General features: G+C 73.0%; 5 protein-coding genes. 1 reads left to right on the forward strand and 4 read right to left on the reverse strand.

All coding sequences use genetic code 11. The annotated features are described in order from the left end of the window. Positions 1-878: lysophospholipid acyltransferase family protein (locus GCU69_RS03215; RefSeq protein ID WP_156205078.1), on the forward strand; the 878-nt coding region annotated here is incomplete at its 5' end. 508 nt (positions 879-1,386) lie between these two features. Here GCU69_RS03215 and GCU69_RS03220 read toward each other — a convergent pair. From GCU69_RS03220 to GCU69_RS03235, 4 genes are all read right to left on the reverse strand, one after another. Next, positions 1,387-2,589, reverse strand: coding sequence for a DUF5667 domain-containing protein (locus GCU69_RS03220; RefSeq protein ID WP_156205079.1), 1,203 nt, complete (start codon positions 2,587-2,589; stop codon positions 1,387-1,389). 493 nt (positions 2,590-3,082) lie between these two features. Further along, positions 3,083-3,940: an ECF subfamily RNA polymerase sigma factor, BldN family gene (locus GCU69_RS03225; RefSeq protein WP_156205080.1), complete on the reverse strand. Its 858-nt coding sequence runs from the start codon at positions 3,938-3,940 to the stop codon at positions 3,083-3,085. Between the two features lie 368 nt (positions 3,941-4,308). Next, a complete protein-coding gene (locus GCU69_RS03230; protein ID WP_098752446.1) occupies positions 4,309-5,253 on the reverse strand; it encodes an HAD family hydrolase in 945 nt (314 codons plus the stop codon). A 78-nt stretch (positions 5,254-5,331) separates the two neighbouring features. Continuing rightward, the gene (locus tag GCU69_RS03235) at positions 5,332-5,610 is read right to left on the reverse strand and encodes a glutaredoxin family protein (protein WP_098752445.1); all 279 of its coding nucleotides are present in this window, start codon (positions 5,608-5,610) and stop codon (positions 5,332-5,334) included. Positions 5,611-5,935 lie beyond the last annotated feature (325 nt).

Here is a 5,935-nt window from a genome sequence, read left to right on the forward strand (position 1 = left end):
GCGCCGACGGGAGCGGCGCGGACGGTGCCGCTCCGGGTGGCGGCTGGGAGCGGCGGCTCGCGCACGGCCTGTCGTTCCTGCGCCGCCGGGTCACCGGGGAGTACGAGGTCGACGAGTTCGGCTACGACCGGGAACTGACCGACCAGGTCCTCATGTCGCTGCTCCGCCCGCTGTACGAGAAGTACTTCCGGGTCGAGGTGAAAGGCATCGAGAACATCCCCGACACCGGCGGCGCGCTGGTCGTCTGCAACCACTCGGGGACGCTGCCGCTGGACGGGCTGATGCTTCAGGTGGCGGTTCACGACAACCACCCGGCGGACCGGAATCTGCGGCTCCTCGCCGCCGACCTCGTCTTCATGCTGCCCGTCGTCAACGAGCTGGCGCGCAAGGCCGGGCACACGCTGGCCTGCGCGGAGGACGCTCAGCGGCTGCTGGAGCGGGGTGAGGTGGTCGGGGTGATGCCGGAGGGCTTCAAGGGCATCGGGAAGCCCTTCGCCGACCGGTACAAGCTCCAGCGGTTCGGGCGGGGCGGGTTCGTGTCGACGGCTCTGCGGGCGGGCGCGCCGATCGTGCCCTGCTCGATCGTCGGCGCCGAGGAGATCTACCCGATGATCGGGAACGCCAAGACGGTCGCCCGGCTGCTGGGCTTCCCGTACTTCCCGATCACGCCGACGTTTCCCTGGCTCGGGCCGCTGGGGGCCGTGCCCCTGCCGACGAAGTGGACGATCCAGTTCGGGGAGCCGATCCCGACCGACGGCTATCCGCAGGATGCGGTCGACGACCCGATGCTGATGTTCAATCTCACGGACCAGGTCCGGGAGACGATCCAGCACACCCTCTACAAGCTGCTGGTGCAGCGCCGCTCGGTGTTCTTCTGAGGCTGAGGCCGCGGTCTTGCTGAGCCGTTCCGCGCGCTGCCGCGTCCCGCTGCTCCGGGCTGCCGGGCCTCGCCGCTACTGGGTCCGCCGTGGATCGCCGCCCGTGGCCCGTGGCCCGTGTCCTGCGGCGTGTGTCCTGCGGCGTGTGGCCTGTGGCCTGCGGCATGTGGCCTGTCGCCCTGGACTGTGGACTGCTGTGGACTGTGACCCGTGGCTCCTGGGATCCGGTCGTTCGGTCCGCTCCGGTACGGATCGGACCGTCGTCGCGGAAGCCCTGGTCTCCCGAAAGCGAACGACCGGTGTGCCCCAGCGGCTCGCTGGGGCACACCGGTCGCCGGCATGGCGGTGCCGGTCTCACGTGGAGCGCTGAACGCCCTTGTCGCTCCTGTCGCTCCTGTCGGTTGTTCGCTGGTCTCTGTCGGCTCTGTCGGCTCTGTCGACCCGTCGGCCTGTTCGGGCTTGTGGTGCCGACTCGTGCTGGCGGCTCGCGGTGCCGGTCGACGGGGAACTAGCCCGCTTCCTCCTGGCTGATTCCGAGTCCGGGCAGCAGGCCGGGCAGCACCGGCGGCAGGGTGATCTCGGGCTGCGCGGGTGTGCCGTCCCGCTCGCCGCCGGGGGAGGACGGCAGGGTGCCGCCGGACTCGGGCGGGTCGAGCAGGTCGCCCGCGCCGCCGATCAGTCCGTCCTCCCGCTGCCGGGTCTCGGACGGCTCGGGGCTGTCGCCCCGGCCGGAGCCGTCCGTGGACGGGTCGCTCCGCGACGGTGTCGGCTCCTGCGAGGTGTGCTCCGAACCGGACGGGCCGGAGGAACCGGAGCCGCTGTCCCCGCCACCGCGCCCGTCACCGCCGGGCGGCTGCGGCAGCAGCGACTTGAGCGGTCCGACCTCGTCCTCTATGGCGTCGAAGACGTCCGTCACCTCGTCGCTCACGTCCGTGAGCTGTACGGGTAGCCGGTCCTTGAGCGCGCGCCAGCCGCTCCGGTGGGTCTCGGAGAAGGAGTTGAGGACCTGCATGGGGCCGAGCGAACCGTCCCGCTCGTAGGCGGAGCGGAGCAGCCGGTGACCCTCGGCGGCATCGTGCCGCATGCCGGAGAGGGCGCGGCGGACGGCCCCGAGGGATTCGTGGTCGAGGCTGCCGGAGCGGCCGCGCTCCATCAGCCGACGGGCCTCGCCGAGCCGGGTCGAGGCCTGGTCGAGATAGATCTCGCCCCGGTCGCGCTCGTCGTCGGCGAAGCCTAGCTCCATGTTCTCCATGCCGCGCTTGAGGCCGTAGAGCGAGTCGCCGGGCAGCGCGTCGGAGCTGGCGGCGGCGACGCCGCTGAACGCCCCGGCCGCGACGCCGACGGTCAGCCCGCCGGCGGCGATCCCCTTGGACCAGCGGGAGCGCGGCTTGAGCCTGTGGAGCGGGCTCGCCCGGTGGGCGTGACGGCCGGAACGCTGCTCCGGGACCGGCCGGCCTGCCGGGCCGCCGTCCTCGGCGAACATGGATTCCACGGCCGCGACCAGCTGGGCCCGCTGCACGGTCTTGACCTCGGGGTCCAGCGCCGGCGCCGGCACCTCGCCGAGTCCGGCCGCGACCTCCAGCAGTCTGCCCTGTTCGGGGTCGTCCGCCGACTGGCCGGGCTGTCGCGCCGTGCCGTCTTCGCGTGACTGCTCGTCCAGGGCGTCGGCGAAGGCGTTCGCCCGCCGGTGCGCCGGTACGGATCCGATCACGGGCGGCACCTCCTCTCCTCATCACCTGCGACTCCGTGACCAACGGGGAAGTTGCGCACCTTGAGCGCAACCACTCGATCGAGTGAGTCGGCGGCAGGCGTGACGCGACCGCCGGGAGTCTGCACCCCGGACAACGAGCGGCTGCGGGAAGTGGTTACGCAGGAATGACGATCCGGCCGGTGTGGGACGCGCCACAATCCCCGCCGGGGGCGGACGGAGCGGGTGGGTGCTCCGTTCGGCGGACGGTCCCCGGCGGGGTCTCGGTCGACGGACGGCGGTGAGCGGCGGGCGGTGGGCGGTCGGCGGTTGCCGGTCGGCGGGTGACGTCGGGCGGTGGTCAGCCGCCAGCCATAAGCCACCAGCCGTAAGCCATCGGCCATCGGCCATCGGCCATCGGTCAGTGCTTGCCGGTGCGGTCGGCGGTCGCACCGGCCAGCTTGCGGCTGTCGTACGGCGGCCGTCGTACGGGCGGTCGGCGGGGGAGGGGCGTCGGTCAGCGGGCGTCCTCCGGGAGGAGCCGGGCCAGGGTGCGCACCGCGCGGTACTGGAGGGTCTTGATCGCACCCTCGTTCTTCCCCATCACCCGCGCCGTTTCGGCCACCGAGAGCCCTTGCAGGAAGCGCAGCGTCACGCACTCCTGCTGCTGCGGGTTCAGCCGGCGGACGGCGTCCAGCAGGGTGTCGTTGGACAGCGTCTCCAGGACGGAGTCCTCGGGGCTGCGGGCGACCTCGTTGGCGTCGAGCATCTCGCCGGTGGTGACCTCCAGCCGGAAGCGGCTGGACTTGAAGTGGTCGGCGACGAGATTGCGGGCGATGGTCACGAGCCAGGCGCCGAAGTCGCGGCCCTGCCAGGTGAATGTGGAGATGCGGCGCAGGGCGCGCAGGAACGTCTCGCTGGTGAGGTCCTCGGCGGTCGCCCTGCTGCCGACGCGGTAGTAGATGTAGCGGTAGACGGTGTCGGCGTACTGGTCGTAGAGGGCGCCGAAGGCGTCGGCCTCTCCCTGCTGGGCGCGTTCGACGAGATCCATCATGCGACGGCTGTCGCTGCCCGCGGCGGGGTGCCGGGCCGTTCTGGCCGGGCCCTTGTCGGTGCCGGCGGCGCCGGCGGTGCCGGAGGTACCGGAGGCGAGCGGGGCCCGTCGGGTCACGGCGGCGTTCTCGGCGGCCAGGGCGCGGGCGGTGTGGACGGGATGGGCGGGGACGGGGCGGACGGGGGCGGGGACGGCAGCGGGGACATGCGCGGCGAGGGCGGGGACGGCGTACGCGGTGGGGACGAGACCGCGGAGCCGGTCGAGGACCGCGGCGCGGAGCGTGGCCAGGCCCGAGGCGTCAACCCCGACGTGTGGGTACACGGGACTCCCAGAGGCAGAGCTTCATCACATGCAGTGCGGAACCGTTCACCCGGTGTGAGGGCTGATGGGACCGGAATGCGTCTGAGGAGAATAACGCTTCGTACAGGCGACGCTACACCCCGTTGCTCAAATCATCGATTAGTTCCCGTGCCCTGTGGGTTGACGACCGATCCGATATCGAACGATGAGCGATCTTGGATCGTTCACAGTCGCCTTCTGCCCATTTCCGGGTTGTGATGTGGCGGTGCGCCGGTTCTGGGAGGTCCGTGGGGAAACGGCGGCGCCGGGTGGTGTGTTCCGGGCGCGCGGCCCCGGACCCGGCCGCCGTGCCGGCCCGTGATCCGCCGGCCGCAGCGGGCCGGCTCCCGTCATCGGCGGCGGCGCAGTGCCGCGGCCGCCGCGGCCCCGCCCGCCAGGGCCCCGACCCCGGCGGCAGCGGGGATGCCGACCTTGGCCGCCTTGCGTGCGGTCCGGTAGTCCCGGAGCCGCCAGCCGAGTTCCCGGGCGTGCTCCTTGAGCTTGCTGTCGGGGTTGATGGCGTACGGGTGGCCGACGATCGAGAGCATCGGGATGTCGTTGTGCGAGTCGCTGTACGCCGCGCAGCGCCCCAGGTCCAGGCCCTCGGCGACCGCCAGCGCCCGGACGGCCTCGGCCTTGGCCGGGCCGTGCAGCGGCTCGCCGACCAGCTTGCCGGTGTAGACGCCGCCGACGGACTCCGCGACCGTGCCGAGCGCCCCGGTCAGCCCGAGCCTGCGGGCGATGATCGTCGCGGCCTCGACCGGGGCGGCGGTCACCAGCCACACCTTCTGCCCGGCGTCGAGATGCGCCTGGGCGAGCGCGCGGGTGCCCGGCCAGATCCGGCCGGCCATGTACTCGTCGTAGATCTCCTCGCCCATCTCCATCAGCTCGGAGACGCGGTGGCCGCGGACGATGGACAGCGCGCTCTCCCGGGCGTCCTCCATGTGGCCCGCGTCCTCGACCCCGGCCAGCCGGAACCATGCCTGCTGCCAGGCGAAGCGGACCAGTTCGCGCTTCTGGAAGAACTTCCGCTTGTAGAGGCCGCGGCCGAAGTGGAACAGCGCGGCGCCCTGCATGACCGTGTTGTCGAGGTCGAAGAAGGCGGCGGCGCGGACGTCTCCGCTGACGGGGAACTCCGGCTCGGCCGGTTCCGCGGCCTCCGGCGCGATCGTCTCGCCGGCGAGGGTGTCCGTCGCCGAGGTGATGCGGGCTGCCTCGGCTGCGGCCTCGCCCGCGAGCACGCTGCGTGCCGTGGCGGAGCGCCTGCGAGGGGTGAGCCGTCCGAGAGAGGCCATGGCCCTGAGCATAGCCACTGCGCAGCACCGGCCGGAGTCGGGCGGATTCGCGGGCGTGAACGTCCCGTGACGCCGGAGTTACCCGCCGAGCGCGGCGCGCAGCCGTGCCGGGTCCACCCGCCAGAAGTCGTGCTGGGCGCCGTCGATGAGGACGACGGGGATCTGCTCCCAGTAGGCGTGGTGCAGCTTCTCGTCCCGGGTGATGTCCTTCTCCTCCCAGGGGGTGCCCAGCTCCGCGCAGACGGCGGTGATCACGTCACGGGCCGCGTCGCACAGGTGGCAGCCGGGCTTGCCGATCAGCGTGACGAGCCGGTCGGCCGGGTCGGGGCGCGGGGAGCGGCGCAGCAGGGGGCTCATGCATCGATTGTGCCGCCGCCGGGGGCCTCGCCGCCAACACGCCCGGGCCGGGACCGTACCCCACGCCCGGGCCGGGGCGTGGGGTACGGGCCCGGGGGCTCGCGGTGGCCGGCTGCGGGCTGCGGGGGTCGTATTCGTACCCCGAGCCCGAGCGCGGGGTACGGGGTCCGGGTCACGGGATACGGCGCTCGGGCGCCAGGGCCGGGTGTGGGGTACGGCACTCGGGCACCGGGGCCAGGCGGGGACGCAGGCCCGGGCGCGAGGCCCGGGTGCGGTGCGGCGGTGCGGGTGCGGGCGCGGCGGTGCGGGTGCCCGGCGCGCGGAC

Source organism: Streptomyces lycii (assembly GCF_009735685.1).
GTDB classification, from domain to species: Bacteria; Actinomycetota; Actinomycetes; order Streptomycetales; family Streptomycetaceae; genus Streptomyces; species Streptomyces lycii.

Excerpts from the sequence above, each read along its gene's own strand:
- GCU69_RS03230 (WP_098752446.1), bottom strand. The coding sequence starts at position 5,253 with ATGGCCTCTCTCGGACGGCTCACCCCTCGCAGGCGCTCCGCCACGGCA.
- GCU69_RS03235 (WP_098752445.1), bottom strand. The coding sequence starts at position 5,610 with ATGAGCCCCCTGCTGCGCCGCTCCCCGCGCCCCGACCCGGCCGACCGG.